Below are 14,408 nucleotides of genomic sequence, written 5' to 3'. Positions count from 1 at the left end.
GGCGGGTTGAAGATGACCAAGGCGACGATCGAAGTGTCGGGGCTGGTCAAGACGTATGCGAAGAAGCGCGTCGTCGACGGCCTGTCCTTCACCGTGAACCCCGGAACCGTCACGGGGTTCCTCGGCCCGAACGGGGCCGGCAAGTCCACCACTCTGCGCATGCTGCTCGGGCTCACCCGGCCCGACGCCGGCACCGCGCTCATCGGGGGACGCGGCTACCACGAGCACCCCGAACCGCTCAGGGTCGTCGGCGCGTTGATGGACGCCCGCTGGACCCACCCCAAGCGCTCCGCCGGCGCTCATCTGACCTGGCTGGCCCGCAGCAACCGGATCCCCGTGCAACGGGTGGACGAGGTGCTCGCGCAGGTCGGGCTCACCGACGTGGCGGGCAAGCGGGTCGGCGGGTTCTCGCTCGGCATGGCGCAGCGCCTCGGGCTGGCGGGCGCACTGCTGGGCGACCCGGGCGTCCTCGTCCTCGACGAACCCGCCAACGGCCTCGACCCCGAGGGCATCGCCTGGATGCGGGGACTGCTGCGCGCACTGGCGGCCGAGGGACGCACCGTCTTCGTCTCCAGCCATCTGCTCGCCGAGATGGCGCAGCTGGCGGACGACGTGGTGATGATCGGGCGCGGGAAACTGATCACCCAGGGCTCCGTCACGGACCTCACCTCCCTCAGCTCCACCGAGGAGGTGCTGGTACGCGCCGAGGAGCCCGAGCGGCTGCGCGACCTGGTCGTGGAGCACGGCGCGACCGTCGTCGAGGCACCCGAGCGCGCCGAGGCGCTGCTCGTCTCCGGGATGAGCAGCGAGGACATCGGCCGGGCGGCGGCCCGGGCCGGACTGGTCCTGTTCGAACTGGCGCCGCGCCGCCGCACGGTCGAGGACGCCTATCTGAAGCTCACGGCCGATTCGGTCGAGTACCGGGGCTCCGTGCAGCAGCCGATGGAAGGGAGCCGGGTATGACCACGGCCGTACTGCGGACGGAAGTCGACAAGCTGCGGTCGCTGGCCTCGACGTGGTGGTTCCTCGGCATCACCGCCGCGGTGTCGCTGGCCCTGAGCGGCTTCGGGGTGCGGGAGACGGCGGAAGGACAGGAGCCGGGTATCGCCGACGTCCTGACGGGACCGGCCTTCGCCCAGTTGCTCATCATGGTCTTCGCCGCCCGTTCGGCCACCATGGAGTTCCGCACGGGCACGATCTGGGCCTCCCGCCTGGCCGTGCCGTCCTGGTACCGGCTGCTGACGGGCAAGGCGGCGGTCGTCGCCGGGCTCGCCGCACTCGCCGGGGCGGTCCTCATGGCCGGTGGCCTCGCCGTGGCGGCGCTGGCGGAGCCCACCGCGCGGCTCACCCCGGACTCCGGACTCGACTGGCGCCAGCTCCTCACCGTCCCCGTGGCGTTCGCGATCACCGCGGTGATCGGCCTCGCGGTCGGGCTGCTGCTCAAGAGCGGCGGCGCGACCGTGGCGGTCGTGCTGGTGTGGTCCCTGGTGGCCGAGCCGGCGCTGGGCGCCGCGGGCGAATGGCTGCTCCGCGTCGACATCGGTGCCTGGCTGCCCTTCATCGCGCTCAGCGACTTCCAGGGACAGCCCGGCGGAACGCCGTTCCCCGGCGGTCCCTACGCGGCGGGTCTCTACGTCACCGCCCTCGCCGTCGGCCTGCTGACGGCGGCGATCCGGTTGCAGGAGCGCAGGGAACCCTGACCGCACCGGAGACCCGGAAACCCCGGGAGGGGAGCCGCGCCCACCCCCCGGACGCGGCTCCCCTCCCGGCCCGGTCCGCGCGGCGGTGCCGGAAGTCCTGGTGAATCGTTGGTCGAATGGGTTGGCCAGAGCTGGGCCACTGCCTACCATCGATCACCGCAAGACCTTGTGCACCGTCGCACAATCTCCTCGGGAGGTCCCCTTGCACCGCCGCCGTCGCACCGCGCTCGTCCTCACCGCCGCGATCGCCGCGGCGGCGCCCCTGCTCACCGCCTGCGGCAACGACGCGCATCCCGGCGCGGCGGCCGTGGTGGGCGGCCAGCGGATCACCGTCTCCCAGCTGGAGGAACGGGTCGGCGAGGTACGCGCGGCCCAGCGGGCGGCCGTGCAGAGCGACGCCCAGTACCAGCAGGCCATCGCCGGGACCGGCGCGCTCACCCGCGACACCCTGCAGACCATGATCCTCGACCAGGTGCTGCACCGCGCCGCCGAGGACGCCGGTGTGACCGTCACCCGCAGGGAGATCCAGGAGATGCGGTCCGGGCTGGAGGAGCAGGCCGGCGGCGCCAAGCAGCTGGAGACGACCTGGCTCCAGCAGTACGGCGTCCCGCCGCAGCGCCTCGAGGAGAACCTCCGCCTCCAGCTCGAGGCCCAGAAGCTCGCCGAGAAGCTCGGCACCGACACCAACCGTCCCGAGTTCTGGAAGGCCCTGTCCGAGGCCTCCAAGGACCTGAACGTCGACCTCAACCCGCGCTACGGCACCTGGGACGTCCAGAAGAGCAGCCGGGCCGACGCGAAGACGCCGTGGGTGCGGGACGTGTCGGCGGCCCAGGCGCAGCAGGGCATGTAGCAGCGGAGCACGCGGGGACGCCCCGGCCACGGGGCCTGCGGAAACCGAGGCCTGCGGAAACCGGGGACTGTGGAAACCGGGGACTGTGGAAACCGAGGCCTGTGGATAACTTCGGGGGCTGTCGGCGGCGTGGGATAGCTTCGAATCGTGAACGCCAACAGCCCCGAAGCCACCCCGCGACCCGGCCAGGCCGCCCCCGGCACGGCCGACACCGCCGTCCCCGGCCGCATCGTCCTGCTCACCACCAGCCACCGCGTCGCCCCCGGCCTGCTGTCCTGGCCCGCCTGGCAGGCACTGCACGCGGCCGACCAGGTGCTGTGCGCGGACGGCGCGCACCCGCAGCTGCCGTATCTGCGCGAGGCGGGGATAGCCGTCGACGAGGCGTCCCCGACGGCCCAGGAGCTGCTCGACGCCTGCGCCGGCGGCCGCACGGTGGTCGTCGTGGCGACGGGCGAGGGCGAGCCGGCCCTGACGGACGGCCTGGCCCGCCTCGCCGGCACCGGCCGCGTCGCCATGCCCGAGCTGGAGCTGCTCCCCGCCTCCTACGACCTGCCGGGCGCCCGCCTGCTCGATCTCGTCCAGGTCATGGACCGCATCCGCGCCGAGTGCCCGTGGTCGTCCCAGCAGACCCACAAGGGCCTGGCCAAGTACGGCATCGAGGAGGCGTACGAACTCGTCGAGGCGATCGAGGAGGGCGACCGCGACGAACTGCGCGAGGAGCTCGGTGACGTCCTCCTCCAGGTCGTCTTCCACGCCCGGATCGCCGAGGACGACCTGGAGAGCCCCTTCTCCGTCGACGACGTCGCCGCCGGCATCGTCGCCAAGCTGATCCACCGCCACCCGCATGTCTTCGGCGACGAGACGGCCACCACGCCGGAGGAGGTCAAGGCGCACTGGCTGCGCACCAAGGCGGTCGAGAAGCAGCGCACCTCGATCACCGAGGGCATCCCCCTCGGCCAGCCCGGCCTGGCCCTCGCCGCCAAGCTGGCGTCCCGGGCCCGCGCGGCGCACCTGGACATAGCGCTCCCGCCCGTCGAGGGCATCGGCTACGAGCTGCTGGCCCTGGCGGTCCGCGCGGAGTCGGAGGGCGTCGACCCGGAGGCGGCCCTGAGAGCGGCGGCCCGCGCCTACCGGGACGCGATCAGGGAGGCCGAGCAGGGCTGAAACCGGCCCGGGGCAGGGCACAGGAGGCGGAGAACGGCCGGGACGGGCCGAGGGCAGGGAGGCGGAGGGCGGCTGGGGACCGGCCGAGGGAGGGGAAGGGGGCGGGGAGCCGGATACCGTCGGGGGGTGACCGACCAGCCCCAGCCCAGCACCCCGGCCGTCGCTCCCGACCTCTTCACCTGGGAATTCGCGAGCAATCCCTACCCCGCCTACGCCTGGCTCCGCGAGCACGCCCCCGTGCACCGCACCAAGCTGCCCAGCGGCGTGGAGGCCTGGCTGGTCACGCGGTACGCCGACGCCAAGGAGACGCTCGCCGACCACCGGCTCTCCAAGAACCCCGCGCATCACGCCGAACCCGCGCACGCCAAGGGCAAGACCGGCATCCCCGGCGAGCGCAAGGCCGAGCTGATGACGCATCTGCTCAACATCGACCCGCCGGACCACACCCGGCTGCGGCGGCTCGTGTCCAAGGCGTTCACGCCCCGCCGGGTCGCCGAGTTCGCGCCGCGGGTGCAGGAGCTCACGGACGGGCTCATCGACGGGTTCGCGCGGAAGGGGTCCGCCGACCTCATCCACGAGTTCGCGTTCCCGCTCCCCATCTACGCCATCTGCGACCTGCTCGGCGTCCCCCGCGAGGACCAGGACGACTTCCGTGACTGGGCGGGGATGATGATCCGTCACCAGGGTGGGCCGCGGGGCGGCGTGGCGCGGTCCGTGAAGAAGATGCGCGGCTACCTCGCCGATCTCATCCACCGCAAGCGGGAGGCGCTGCCCACCGAGCCGGCCCCCGGCGAGGACCTCATCTCCGGTCTCATCCGCGCCTCCGACCACGGTGAGCACCTCACCGAGAACGAGGCCGCGGCCATGGCCTTCATCCTGCTGTTCGCCGGCTTCGAAACGACCGTGAACCTGATCGGCAACGGCACCTACGCGCTGCTCACCCACCCCGAGCAGCGCGCGCGACTCCAGGCGTCCCTCGCCGCCGGGGAGACCGGCCTCCTGGAGACCGGCGTCGAGGAGCTCCTGCGCTACGACGGGCCCGTCGAACTCGCCACCTGGCGGTTCGCCACGCAGCCGCTCACCATCGGCGGGCAGCGGATCGCGCCCGGCGACCCGGTCCTCGTCGTCCTGGCCGCCGCGGACCGGGACCCGGAGCGGTTCGCGGATCCGGACGTGCTCGACCTCGCCCGCCGCGACAACCAGCACCTCGGTTACGGCCACGGCATCCACTACTGCCTCGGCGCCCCGCTCGCCCGCCTGGAGGGCCAGACCGCGCTCGCCACCCTCCTCACCCGCCTCCCGGACCTGCGGCTCGCCGCGGACCCGGCCGAGCTGAGATGGCGCGGCGGCCTCATCATGCGCGGGCTGCGCACCCTGCCGGTGGAGTTCACGCCGACCCCAAGGTGACACGCCGTCAGGAATGTGATCTTCACGTGATCTGCGCGGCATGAACTTGTGACAAGTGATCGTCTGCCGATACGTTCACCCATCATCAGCGCGGCCCGGGGGACCCTGCGCCGCGCCGGTCACTGCTGTCTCGCGAAAGGTCTCCGTATGCTCTCCGGGAACGGTCGGCACCGTCGCCCCCGCCAGGCTCCGGCTCTCCTCGTCGCGGCCGGAGTGACCGGCTCCGCCATCGCGATCCCGCTCCTCGGAGCCTCCGGCGCCAGCGCGGCCGACGGCACGACCTGGGACCGGGTCGCGGACTGCGAGACCGGCGGCGCCTGGAGCCAGAACACCGGCAACGGATACTTCGGCGGCCTCCAGTTGTCCCAGGAGGACTGGGAGAACCACGGCGGCCTCGACTACGCCCCGAGTGCCGACCTGGCCAGCCGTTCCCAGCAGATAGCCGTGGCCGAGAGAATCCTCGCCGACCAGGGGGTCGGCGCGTGGCGCACCTGCGGGCTGCTCTCGGGTCTCCAGCAGGACAAGGACTCGGACACCTCCGGCTCGTCCGCTCCGACGGACTCGCCCGGACTGCTCGACTCCTCCGAGTCGTCTTCTTCGTCTTCTCCATCCACGTCGCCGTCCCCTGACGCGCCGTCGACCTCGGAGGACGAAACCGCCGAGTCCGACAAGTCGTCTGATTCTGCCGATTCCTCGACTCGGGAACAGGCGCAGGAACAGCCGCAGGACCAGTCACGGGATCAGGAGCCCGACAGCTCTTCCTCGACTGATCCCGAGAGTGACAAGTCTGACAAGTCGCCGCAGAACGACGATTCTTCGGCCCTCACCGACACCGGCTCCGGCCGCCATCGCGGCCCCAGTGCCGACGAGGACACCACGGCCGAGGACGGCCGTCCGTCCGGGGCCGCGGGCCGGCACGCCTCGCGCGGCGACGAAGCATCGCGCGAGGCGACGGACGGCTCCTACGTCGTCCGCCCCGGCGACAGCCTCTGGTCCATCGCCGACTCCCTTGACCTCAGCGGCGGATGGCGCGCGCTGTACGTCGGCAACGAGGTGGCCGTCGGCGTCGACCCGAACCTCATCCGCCCCGGTCAGAAGCTGGCGGTACGGGTCGAAGCGGACGACGAGTAGCCGGTGGGGCAGTACGGAAACGGCGGCGGAAGTCACCCCTAAACCGTGCGAGTTCACGTCACCGTTCGCGCCGAATGTCCCATATAAGCCCGGTGAGAGATAGATCTCAGAAGCCCTGATCGTCTTTGAAATTCCGCGGATCGCATGTCTACGGTCATGACCGCTCGTCACCACGAGCCCCGGCTGCCGCAACGCCGAATCCTGCCAGCGGCCGCACGGGAACAGTCGTCGCGTCAAGCGCCGTAGGCAGGAGCGGGGGACCCAAGGTAAGTGCCGGGCCCGGCGGTCGAGGCAACTCGACGGCAGGTCCGGCTTGGGGTGAAGCCGTGTCCCGGGAGGGACGCGGCCGGGCAACTCAACCGGCCCGAACCCGACAGCTCACCTCGCAGGCGTCGGTGAGGGGATCTCTCCATGCTGTTTTCCGGCAAGGGCACGCACCGCCGTCCGTCCAAGGCCTCTCGGGTCATCGCCATCGCCGGTGTCACCGGTGCCGCCGTCGCCGCCCCGCTGATGGCGGCCGGCAACGCCTCCGCCGCCACCGCCTCCGAGTGGGACGCCGTCGCCCAGTGCGAGTCCGGCGGCAACTGGTCCATCAACACCGGCAACGGCTACTACGGCGGTCTGCAGTTCTCCGCCTCCACCTGGTCCGGCTACGGCGGCACCAAGTACGCCTCCACCGCCGACCAGGCCACCAAGTCCCAGCAGATCGAGATCGCCGAGAAGGTCCTCGCGAGCCAGGGCAAGGGCGCCTGGCCGGTCTGCGGCAAGGGCCTGTCGAGCGCCGGCTACAGCGGCGGCTCCGAGCAGAGCAGCGGCTCCACCGAGTCCCGCCAGGCCGAGCAGCAGCCGGCCTCCCGCTCCGACGAGCGCCCGGCCCAGACCCAGAAGACCCAGAAGACCGTCACCACCCCGACCGGCAAGAAGGTCAAGAAGGGCGACGGCGAGTACAAGGTGGTCAAGGGCGACACCCTCAGCTCCATCGCGACCGAGCGCAAGGTCGAGGGCGGCTGGGAGAAGCTGTTCGAGCTGAACAAGGACATCGTCCAGGACGCCAACCTCATCTACCCGGGCCAGCAGCTGCACCTGAAGTAAGCAGCGGCCCGCCCCCGTCCCCACGGGCTCCCCGCTCCGGTGCGTCTCCCCCCGTACGCACCGGGGCGGGGTTTTTTCTGCCGGTCTTTGCGATCCGGCTTTGTTCCGTTCGGAAACAATTTACTCTCGGTTCTGTCCATGGGGTGGGCGACCCGGTGGCCGATCGCGCCGAGCCGGTTAGGCTCATGTCGCGAGCCACCGCGGCCCGCACCGCGCAGGGCCCGAGCGGCCCGCGTACCCGCGTCACATCAAGAAGGAGATGCTCGTGCCGTCCATCGACGTCGTCGTAGCCCGGGAAATCCTGGACTCCCGAGGCAACCCCACGGTCGAGGTCGAGGTCGGCCTCGACGACGGCAGCACCGGTCGTGCCGCCGTCCCGTCCGGCGCCTCCACGGGCGCCTTCGAGGCCATCGAGCTGCGCGACGGCGACTCGAACCGCTACCTCGGCAAGGGTGTGGAGAAGGCCGTCCTCGCGGTCATCGAGCAGATCGGCCCGGAGCTGGTCGGCTACGACGCCACCGAGCAGCGCCTGATCGACCAGGCCATGTTCGACCTGGACGCCACCGACAACAAGGGCTCCCTCGGCGCCAACGCCATCCTCGGCGTCTCCCTCGCCGTCGCCCACGCCGCCTCCGAGGCCAGCGACCTGCCGCTGTTCCGCTACCTGGGCGGCCCGAACGCGCACCTGCTGCCGGTGCCGATGATGAACATCCTGAACGGCGGCTCGCACGCCGACTCCAACGTGGACATCCAGGAGTTCATGATCGCCCCGATCGGCGCGGAGTCCTTCTCCGAGGCCCTGCGCTGGGGCGCCGAGGTCTACCACACGCTGAAGAAGGTCCTGAAGTCGAAGGGCCTGGCCACCGGCCTCGGCGACGAGGGCGGCTTCGCCCCGAACCTCGGCTCCAACCGCGAGGCCCTCGACCTCATCCTCGAGGCGATCAACGAGGCCGGCTACACCCCCGGCGAGCAGATCGCCCTGGCCCTCGACGTGGCCGCGTCCGAGTTCTACAAGGACGGCGTCTACACCTTCGAGGGCAAGGACCGCTCGGCGGCCGAGATGACCGAGTACTACGCGGAGCTCGTCGACGCGTACCCGCTCGTCTCCATCGAGGACCCGCTGTTCGAGGACGACTGGGAGGGCTGGAAGACCATCACCGACAAGCTCGGTGACAAGGTCCAGCTCGTCGGCGACGACCTGTTCGTCACCAACCCCGAGCGCCTGGCCCGCGGCATCGAGGAGGGTGCGGCCAACGCCCTGCTGGTCAAGGTCAACCAGATCGGTTCGCTCACCGAGACCCTGGACGCCGTGGAGCTGGCCCAGCGCAACGGCTTCAAGTGCATGATGTCCCACCGCTCCGGCGAGACCGAGGACGTCACCATCGCCGACCTGGCCGTCGCCACCAACTGCGGCCAGATCAAGACCGGCGCCCCGGCCCGCTCCGAGCGCGTCGCCAAGTACAACCAGCTCCTGCGCATCGAGGAGATCCTCGACGACGCGGCGGTGTACGCCGGCCGCAGCGCGTTCCCGCGCTTCAAGGGCTGACCCGACCCGTAAGAGGCAGCGTCGTACGTACGTCCCCGTACCCGGTCCCGTACCGTGTCCGGGGACGTACGCGCGTATGACGGTGGAGCGGGAGGCGGACAGACATGGCCGTGAAGGACCGGGACCGGTTCTCCACCGCGACCAGGATCCGGGTGCTCGGCGAGCAGACCGCGGCCCGGGTCTACCGCTCCCAGACCAAGCGCCAGGCCCGCCGCTCCCGGCTGACCGGCCGGGCCGCGCTGCTCGCCCTGGTGATGTGCTCGCTGATCGTGGCCCTGGCCTACCCGATGCGGGAGTACGTCTCGCAGCGCGCCGAGGTCGACGACCTCCAGCGCGAACAGCGGCAGGCCCGCCAGCGCGTCGAACGGCTGCGCGACCAGAAGGCGCGCTGGCAGGACGACGCGTACGCCGAGCAGCAGATCCGGAAGCGGTTGCACTACGTCATGCCGGGGGAGACGGGGTTCATCGTCGTCGACCCGCACGCGGCGCGGCAGTCGCGCGCCGACCTCGGGGCGGCCGACCGCCCCTGGTACTCGAACGTCTGGGACGGGGTCGACAAGGCCGACGCCTCGGACCAGTGAAGTGACCCGAGAGAACACCCAGAGAAAGACAGCCTGAACACAGCCATGGAAACGCCCCCGCCGACCACTCCGCGCACCGAGCCCACCGACGCGGACGTCGAGGCCTTCAAGCAGCAGCTCGGCCGGCCCCCGCGCGGCCTGCGCGCGATCGCGCACCGGTGCCCGTGCGGGCAGCCCGACGTCGTCGAGACGGCCCCGCGGCTGCCGGACGGGACGCCGTTCCCCACGCTGTACTACCTGACGTGCCCGCGCGCCGCCTCGGCGATCGGCACGCTGGAGGCGAACGGCGTGATGAAGGAGATGACCGAGCGGCTCGCCTCGGACCCGGAGCTGGCGGCGGCGTATCGAGCGGCGCACGAGGACTACATCGGGCGCCGTGACGAGATCGAGGAGCTGAAGAACTTCCCGAGCGCGGGCGGCATGCCGGACCGGGTGAAGTGCCTGCACGTGCTGGTGGCGCACTCGCTCGCCGCGGGGCCCGGGGTGAACCCGCTCGGGGACGAGGCGATCGGGATGCTGCCGGAGTGGTGGCTCAAGGGCCCGTGCGTGACGGACGCCGAGGAGGACGCCCAGTGACCCGTGTCGCCGCCGTGGACTGCGGTACGAACTCCATCCGGCTTCTCGTCGCCGACGCCGACCCTGCCACCGGCGAACTGGTCGACCTGGACCGCCGTATGACGATCGTGCGGCTCGGGCAGGGCGTCGACCGCACCGGCCGGCTCGCCCCCGAGGCGCTCCAGCGGACCTTCGCGGCCTGCCGCGAGTACGCCGGGATCATCAAGGAGCACGGCGCGCAGCGGCTGCGGTTCGTGGCGACCTCCGCCTCCCGGGACGCCGAGAACCGGGACGAGTTCGTGCGCGGCGTGCTGGACATCCTGGGCGTCGAGCCCGAGGTGATCTCCGGGGACCAGGAGGCCGAGTTCTCCTTCACCGGCGCCACCAAGGAACTCGCCGGGCGCGACCACCTGGCCAAGCCCTACCTCGTGGTGGACATCGGCGGCGGCTCGACCGAGTTCGTCGTCGGCGACGACCACGTCCGTGCGGCACGCTCGGTGGACATCGGCTGTGTCCGCATGACCGAGCGGCACCTGATCCGGGACGGGGCCGTGACCGACCCGCCGTCCGAGGAGCAGATCGCGGCGATGCGGGCGGACATCGACGCCGCCCTCGACCTCGCCGGGGAGACGGTCCCGCTGCGCGAGGCCCGCACCCTGGTCGGCCTGGCCGGGTCCGTGACGACCGTGTCGGCGATCGCCCAGGAGCTGCCCGAGTACGACTCGGCCGCCATCCACCACTCCCGCGTCTCCCGCGAGAAGGTCCGCGAGATCACCGACTGGCTGCTGCGCTCCACGCACGCCGAGCGCGCGGCCGTGCCCTCCATGCATCCGGGCCGGGTCGACGTCATTGGGGCGGGGGCCCTCGTCCTGCTGTCGATCATGGAGCGGATCGGCGCGGAGGAGGTCGTGGTCAGCGAGCACGACATCCTCGACGGCATCGCGTGGTCCGTCGCCTAGGACAGGCTCCAGGCCGCTTCTGAGCAGGCAAGGATCACGTTTGAGCGGGTCCGAGGGGCGCGCGTGCGCCCCTCGGGGGCAGGCCCCCGGAAAAGTTCGTGAAGTTCTTCACAAGGAATTCGGCACTCCAGGGCGACTGGAAGGGCCGCGTTGACCCTTCTGGGGGGCCCGACAGCCCTTTGAACGTGTTCAGAAGCATGATATGGGCGCGCCCGGAGAGGTCGCCGGAGGAGGGTCCGGCGGAGCACTCACAGGGGGGCCGGCGGGCCAGAGAGGCAGCTCACGCGGCATTGACAACGGTCCGCAGTGCACAAAGGGACCCGGTTGTCACCATGACATGGATCACGGGAGTCGCGGAGGATAACACACCCCTCGGAAGAGCTTGTGAAGGGGCGCACGAGCTACCCCCCTGAGGCGGGTGGATACTCGATGGCATGAGCACCACGGAGCGTCCCAGGATCCTCGTAGTAGGCGGTGGGTACGTAGGCCTGTACGCAGCTCGGCGCATTCTCAAGAAGATGCGCTACGGCGAGGCGACCGTCACGGTCGTCGACCCCCGGTCGTACATGACCTACCAGCCCTTCCTCCCCGAAGCCGCCGCCGGCAACATCTCCCCGCGCCACGTCGTCGTCCCGCTGCGACGCGTGCTGCCGAAGGCGGAGGTCCTCACCGGCCGGGTCACCACCATCGACCAGGACCGCAAGGTCGCCACGATCGCGCCGCTGGTCGGCGAGGCGTACGAGCTGCCCTTCGACTACCTGGTCGTCGCGCTCGGCGCGGTCTCCCGCACCTTCCCGATCCCCGGCCTCGCCGAACAGGGCATCGGCATGAAGGGCATCGAGGAGGCCATCGGCCTGCGCAACCACGTCCTCGAGCAGCTCGACAAGGCCGACTCCACCAACGACGAGGAGATCCGCCGCAAGGCGCTGACCTTCGTCTTCGTGGGCGGCGGTTTCGCCGGTGCGGAGACCATCGGCGAGGTCGAGGACCTTGCCCGCGACGCGGCGAAGTACTACAAGAACGTGTCCCGTGAGGACATGCGGTTCATCCTGGTCGACGCCGCCGACAAGATCCTCCCCGAGGTCGGCCCCAAGCTCGGCAAGTACGGCAAGGAGCACCTCGAGGGCCGCGGTGTCGAGGTCTACCTGTCCACTTCCATGGACTCCTGCGTCGACGGCCACGTGGTGCTGAAGAACGGCCTCGAGGTCGACTCGAACACCATCGTCTGGACCGCCGGCGTCAAGCCGAACCCGGTCCTCTCCCGCTACGGCCTGCCCCTCGGGCCGCGCGGCCACGTCGACTGCGAGACCACCCTCCAGGTCAAGGGCACCGACTACATCTGGGCCGCGGGCGACAACGCCCAGGTCCCGGACCTCGTCGGCCGCAAGGCGGGCAACGAGAACGCCTGGTGCCCGCCGAACGCCCAGCACGCGCTGCGTCAGGCCCGGGTCCTCGGTGACAACGTCCTGTCCGGCATGCGGGGCTTCCCGCAGAAGGACTACTCCCACGCCAACAAGGGAGCGGTGGCCGGTCTCGGCCTCCACAAGGGCGTCGCGATGATCGTCATGGGCAAGATGAAGATCAAGCTCAAGGGCCGTCTCGCCTGGTACATGCACCGTGGCTACCACGGCATGGCGATGCCGACCTGGAACCGCAAGATCCGCGTCTTCGCCGACTGGACGCTCGGCATGTTCCTCAAGCGCGAGGTCGTCTCGCTCGGCGCGATCGAGACGCCGCGCGAGGAGTTCTACGAGGCCGCCAAGCCGGCCCCGGTCGCCTCCGCGCCGAAGGAGAAGACCGAGGCGAAGGCCAAGGAGAAGACCGAGGAGAAGGCTAAGGCCTCCTGACCTCCGGCTACTCCAAGTCCTGATCGAAGGACCTGATCAAAGGACCTTCACCGAAGGACCTCCCGCCATCCGTGGTGCGGGAGGTCCTTCGGCGTTCCCGCGGTGCTCCTGTGGCGTTCCTGCGGTTCCCTCGGAGTGGTGGTTTTGCCCAGACATGACGCGTGCCGGGGACTGCGCCGAGGCCCCGCAGGTGTTTACGTGGTGTCGGACATTCCGGGATTCCCCGTCACGGAGGTGTACACCATGGCAGACGCCGCGCCGCGGCTCCAGGGCCTCTTCGCACAGTTGCTGGGAGTATCGCTACCCGTGCGCATCCGCGCCTGGGACGGTTCGCAGGCGGGCCCGCCGGGCGCGCCGACCCTGGTCGTACGCAACCGCCGCGCGCTGCGCCGCCTGCTGTGGAAGCCGGGCGAACTCGGCCTGGCCCGCGCCTGGGTGGCGGGCGATCTCGACATCGACGGCGACCTCTACACCACCCTCGACCTGCTGGCCGGTCACATCTGGGAGCGCGACGAGGACGCCCGCACCCTGGCCCAGGCCCTGCGCGACCCCGAGGTCCGCGCCGCCGTACGCGGGCTCGTCAAGCTCGCCGGGACCCCGCTGCCGCCCGCGCCGCCCAGCGAGGAGGCCCGTCGGCCGCGCCGCAACCTGCACACCAAGCGCACCGACAGACGCGCCATCAGCCACCACTACGACGTCGGCAACGACTTCTACGAGATCGTCCTCGGCCCGTCCATGGTGTACTCCTGCGCCTACTGGCCCAGCCCCGAGAGCACCCTCGAACAGGCCCAGCACGACAAGCTCGAACTGGTCTGCCGCAAGCTCGGCCTGGGCCCCGGTCAGCGGCTGCTCGACGTCGGCTGCGGCTGGGGCTCGATGGCCGTCCACGCCGCCCGGGAGCACGGAGTGAGCGTCGTCGGCGTCACACTCTCCCAGGAGCAGGCCGCGTACGCCCGCAAGCGCGTCGCCGACGAGGGCCTCACCGACAAGGTCGAGATCCGGGTCCAGGACTACCGCGACGTCCGCGACGGGCCCTACGACGCGATCTCCTCCATCGGCATGGCCGAACACGTCGGCGCCGAACGGTACCTGGACTACGCCACCGACCTGCACGGGCTGCTGAAGCCCGGCGGACGGCTCCTCAACCACCAGATCGCCCGCCGCCCGCAGCGGGACGAGACGGCGTACGACGCCGACGCGTTCATCGACTCCTACGTCTTCCCCGACGGCGAGCTCCAGCCCATCGGCGTCACCGTCGCCCAGTTGGAGCGCGCCGGGTTCGAGGTGCGCGACGTCGAGTCGATCCGCGAGCACTACGCCCTCACCCTGCGCCGGTGGGTCGCCCGCCTGGAGGCCGACTGGCAGCGTGCCGTCCACCTCACCAGCCCCGGCCGCGCCCGCGTCTGGCGTCTGTACATGGCCGCCTCCGCGCTCGCCTTCGAGCACAACCGCATCGGCGTCAACCAGGTCCTGGCCGTGCGGACCCCCGAATCGGGAGAGTCGGGCATGCCGCTGCGCACCCGTACCTGGAACTGAGCGCAACCGCCCCCGAACCTGGAGCCGAGACGCCGAAGGG

The 14,408-nt window shown here is 71.0% G+C and carries 13 protein-coding genes and 1 riboswitch; all 13 genes read left to right on the top strand.

Annotated features, from left to right (window positions below):
* Positions 1-12: 12 nt before the first annotated feature.
* The 13 genes from CP976_RS18085 (at position 13) to CP976_RS18025 (ending at position 14,368) form a co-directional block, all read left to right on the top strand.
* Positions 13-963 (top strand): ATP-binding cassette domain-containing protein, encoded by a 951-nt coding sequence (locus CP976_RS18085; protein ID WP_150481315.1) that lies wholly within the window; start codon positions 13-15, stop codon positions 961-963.
* Positions 960-1,700: a hypothetical protein gene (locus tag CP976_RS18080; protein WP_150481314.1), complete on the top strand. Its 741-nt coding sequence runs from the start codon at positions 960-962 to the stop codon at positions 1,698-1,700. The genes CP976_RS18085 and CP976_RS18080 overlap by 4 nt, the downstream gene beginning before the upstream one ends.
* A gap of 202 nt (positions 1,701-1,902) precedes the next feature.
* A complete protein-coding gene (locus tag CP976_RS18075; protein ID WP_150481313.1) occupies positions 1,903-2,550 on the top strand; it encodes a SurA N-terminal domain-containing protein in 648 nt (215 codons plus the stop codon).
* A gap of 147 nt (positions 2,551-2,697) precedes the next feature.
* Positions 2,698-3,714, top strand: coding sequence for a nucleoside triphosphate pyrophosphohydrolase (locus CP976_RS18070; protein ID WP_150481312.1), 1,017 nt, complete (start codon positions 2,698-2,700; stop codon positions 3,712-3,714).
* Between the two features lie 126 nt (positions 3,715-3,840).
* Positions 3,841-5,121, top strand: coding sequence for a cytochrome P450 family protein (locus CP976_RS18065; RefSeq protein ID WP_150481311.1), 1,281 nt, complete (start codon positions 3,841-3,843; stop codon positions 5,119-5,121).
* 147 nt (positions 5,122-5,268) lie between these two features.
* Positions 5,269-6,252 carry a LysM peptidoglycan-binding domain-containing protein gene (locus CP976_RS18060; RefSeq protein ID WP_150481310.1) on the top strand — a complete coding sequence of 328 codons (984 nt, stop codon included), beginning with the start codon at positions 5,269-5,271 and terminating at the stop codon, positions 6,250-6,252.
* A gap of 228 nt (positions 6,253-6,480) precedes the next feature.
* A riboswitch (cyclic di-AMP (ydaO/yuaA leader) is annotated at positions 6,481-6,659 on the top strand.
* A 4-nt stretch (positions 6,660-6,663) separates the two neighbouring features.
* Positions 6,664-7,344, top strand: coding sequence for a transglycosylase family protein (locus CP976_RS18055; RefSeq protein WP_150481309.1), 681 nt, complete (start codon positions 6,664-6,666; stop codon positions 7,342-7,344).
* A 265-nt stretch (positions 7,345-7,609) separates the two neighbouring features.
* Positions 7,610-8,890 (top strand): phosphopyruvate hydratase, encoded by a 1,281-nt coding sequence (gene eno, locus CP976_RS18050; RefSeq protein WP_059424418.1) that lies wholly within the window; start codon positions 7,610-7,612, stop codon positions 8,888-8,890.
* A gap of 104 nt (positions 8,891-8,994) precedes the next feature.
* Positions 8,995-9,471, top strand: a complete 477-nt coding sequence (locus tag CP976_RS18045) for an FtsB family cell division protein (protein WP_150481308.1) — start codon at positions 8,995-8,997, stop codon at positions 9,469-9,471.
* A gap of 45 nt (positions 9,472-9,516) precedes the next feature.
* Positions 9,517-10,047 carry a DUF501 domain-containing protein gene (locus CP976_RS18040; protein ID WP_150481307.1) on the top strand — a complete coding sequence of 177 codons (531 nt, stop codon included), beginning with the start codon at positions 9,517-9,519 and terminating at the stop codon, positions 10,045-10,047.
* Complete coding sequence (locus tag CP976_RS18035) at positions 10,044-10,985, top strand: Ppx/GppA phosphatase family protein (protein WP_150481306.1); 942 nt, start codon at positions 10,044-10,046, stop codon at positions 10,983-10,985. The genes CP976_RS18040 and CP976_RS18035 overlap by 4 nt, the downstream gene beginning before the upstream one ends.
* A 434-nt stretch (positions 10,986-11,419) precedes the next feature.
* The gene (locus CP976_RS18030) at positions 11,420-12,832 is read left to right on the top strand and encodes an NAD(P)/FAD-dependent oxidoreductase (protein ID WP_086840150.1); all 1,413 of its coding nucleotides are present in this window, start codon (positions 11,420-11,422) and stop codon (positions 12,830-12,832) included.
* 243 nt (positions 12,833-13,075) lie between these two features.
* Positions 13,076-14,368, top strand: a complete 1,293-nt coding sequence (locus CP976_RS18025) for an SAM-dependent methyltransferase (protein WP_150481305.1) — start codon at positions 13,076-13,078, stop codon at positions 14,366-14,368.
* Positions 14,369-14,408 lie beyond the last annotated feature (40 nt).

Source organism: Streptomyces coeruleorubidus (assembly GCF_008705135.1).
Classification (GTDB): Bacteria; Actinomycetota; Actinomycetes; order Streptomycetales; family Streptomycetaceae; genus Streptomyces; species Streptomyces coeruleofuscus.
The sequence above is the reverse complement of the archived record's forward strand: the minus strand, read 5'-3'. Positions and strand labels throughout refer to the sequence as shown.